Below are 2,712 nucleotides of genomic sequence, written 5' to 3' on the forward strand. Positions count from 1 at the left end.
CATCCTCGTGCTGCGCACCCCGGCCGACGGGGGCGACACCGCCGCGCTGCGCGAACTCTTCGATGCGGCGCGGGCCGACGACTGGGCGGAGTTCGTCGCCGACTGCGACAAGTACCGGGCCGAGATCGCCCGCGAGATCGAGAAGAGGAAGTTCACGCTGGCTGAGCTCGAGGAGGAGGAGCAGAGCCTGGACCGCCTACAGCGCTGGCACCGGACGATCCGCAGCCGGGACGTGTTCGAGTCTCCGTCCGCGAAAGAGGCCGATGTGCGACTCGCGGCCTGCGTGACCGATCTCGCACGGTTCGCCGATCTCGTCTATCAGGCCGTCCACGCGTGAGCGGGCAGCTGCCGTCCGCGACGGGAACGACGGGCACGATCGCGCCTCTCTACGCCGCGGGCTTCGTCACCGCCTTCGGCGCGCACAGCATCGCGGCCGGCCTCGGCGCGACCGGCGCGGACATCGGCCTCGACCTGCTGCGCCTCGGCGCACTCCTCGCGATCTACGACCTGGCCGAGGTGTTCCTCAAGCCTGTGTTCGGCTCCCTGGCCGACCGGATCGGCGCGAAACCCGTGATCGTCTTCGGGCTGCTGGCGTTCGGACTCGTGTCGCTCATCGGTCTGTGGTCGTCGAGCACCGTGGCCCTCGCGGTCGCGCGCCTCGGACAGGGTGCCGCGGCATCCGCCTTCTCCCCCGCTGCATCGGCGACGGTCGCCCGCCTGGCCGCACCCGGCGCGAAAGGGAAGTACTTCGGCCGATACGGATCATGGAAGGGCCTCGGCTACACGCTCGGCCCACTGCTCGGTGCGGGGCTCCTCTTCCTCGGCGGGTTCGCACTGGTCTTCGCCTCCCTGAGCGTGGTGGCGATCGTCACGGCGATCTGGGTGGCGATCGCACTCCCGCGCATCGAGCCGCTTCCCCGCCCCCGCTACACGGTCGCCGACCTCATCCGTCAGACGACCGAGCGCGGGTTCCTCATCCCCACCCTCGTGCTCGCCGCGTCGACGGGTGCGCTCGGGGCGGCGATCGGCTTCCTCCCCGCGCTTGCGACCGCGCAAGAGGCGCCCCTGTTCGCGAGCATCGCGATCGCCTCGGTGCTGGCACTGAGCTCGGCGCTCACGCAGCCCTGGGCCGGACGCTTCCGCGACAGCGCGCGTCTGAGCGATCGCGCCGCGATGGCCGTGGGACTGGGGATCATCGCCGCCGGCATCCTGGTCGCCGCCGTCTCGCCGGCACTGCCCACGCTCTATCTCGCCGCGGGACTGCTCGGCATCGGGATCGGCGTCGCCACCCCGTTCGCGTTCGCACACCTCGCCGACACGACCCCGCCCGAGCGGATGGGGCGCACGATGGGAACGGCCGAGCTCGGCCGGGAACTGGGCGATGCTGGAGGTCCGTTGCTCGTCGGCGGCGTGGCTGTGGTCGCGACCCTGCCGCTCGGACTCGGGGCGCTCGCACTCGTCGTCGCGGCTGCGGCCGCTTCCACCCGAGCGCTGCCGCGGGTGCCGGCGGTGTCCGACGGCCCGGATAGCATCCGACCATGATCACTGGAAGCCGTTGGGTCGTCACGGGTGCTGCGGGAACCATCGGATCAGCGCTGCGCGCCGCCCTCGCGGAACAGCAGGTCGAGCTGGTGTCCACCGACATCCGCCCGACGTCGCCGGTGGGCCCCGATGACTCCGTCACGACGATGGACCTCGGCGACCTGGAATCTCTCGTCGAGCTGTTCGCCGGGGCAGACGGTGTCATCCATCTCGGCGGGATCGCCGACGAGGCTGACTTCCACGACCTGGCCGAGGTGAACATCGTCGGGACCTACCACGTCTTGGATGCCGCTCGACGTGCCGGAGTTCCCCGAGTGGTCTTCGCGAGCAGCAACCGCCTGACAGGGATGTATCCCTCCGGCGAGCGCGTCTCGCCGGACATGCCGCCCCGTCCCGACGGCTTCTACGGGGTGGCGAAGGTGGCGGGCGAAGCGCTCTGCCGGCTCTACGCCGACAAGTTCGGCATCAGCACCGTCTCGGTGCGCATCGGCAGCTATGAGCAGCGACCGGGATCCGCACGCGAACAGCGCACCTGGCTCAGCCCTGCGGATGCCGTGCGCGCGTTCCTCGCCGCGATGACCACCACCGAGCACACGGCCGTCTTCTATGCCGTGTCCGCGAACACGACGCGCTGGTGGGATCTCGACGCGGGAGCGTCGATCGGCTTCACGCCGCAGGACGATGCCGCCGACTGGGGTGCCCAAGAGCCACTCGATGCGTCGATGCCACAGGGCGGGACGTACGCGAGCGCGGAGTACTCGACCGACCGGATGCGCCGGTAATCGCGCGGCCCGGCTCGATCCCGCAGGAAGGGATGGAACCGGATGCCGGCGGGAGACGAATAACCAGTGTGAGCAACGACAACGACATCATCCGTGAATCGTTCGACGCCGCGGAGCAATTCTCCGAGATCTTCGAACGACATATCGACGCGGTCTCCGGCTATGTCGCCCGCCGCGTCGGACCGGCGGCGAGAGACGACGTCGTGAGCGAGACCTTCCTGATCGCGTTCCGCAAGCGCGGGCGCTACGACATGTCCAGGCCATCGGCGTTGCCGTGGCTGATGGGCATCGCGACGAACGTCCTCGGCCAGCATCGCCGCGCGCAGGCCCAGCACTGGCGAGCTCTGCAGGCGTCCGTCGCCCAGAGCGACCCCGTCGCCGCGGACGA

4 protein-coding genes are annotated in these 2,712 nt (G+C 70.2%); all 4 read left to right on the forward strand.

The window, feature by feature from the left end:
• A partial coding sequence (locus tag ACNPM4_RS15655; RefSeq protein WP_448986291.1) for a Chromate resistance protein ChrB occupies positions 1–337 on the forward strand: 337 nt, incomplete at its 5' end.
• Positions 334–1,542 carry an MFS transporter gene (locus ACNPM4_RS15660; RefSeq protein ID WP_448986292.1) on the forward strand — a complete coding sequence of 403 codons (1,209 nt, stop codon included), beginning with the start codon at positions 334–336 and terminating at the stop codon, positions 1,540–1,542. The genes ACNPM4_RS15655 and ACNPM4_RS15660, both read left to right, overlap by 4 nt.
• Complete coding sequence (locus ACNPM4_RS15665) at positions 1,539–2,324, forward strand: NAD-dependent epimerase/dehydratase family protein (protein WP_448986293.1); 786 nt, start codon at positions 1,539–1,541, stop codon at positions 2,322–2,324. Before ACNPM4_RS15660 ends, ACNPM4_RS15665 begins: the two co-directional genes overlap by 4 nt.
• A 68-nt stretch (positions 2,325–2,392) precedes the next feature.
• Positions 2,393–2,712 (forward strand): RNA polymerase sigma factor (locus ACNPM4_RS15670; RefSeq protein WP_448986294.1); only part of this gene is annotated, 320 nt, incomplete at its 3' end.

Source organism: Microbacterium umsixpiens, from assembly GCF_053543675.1.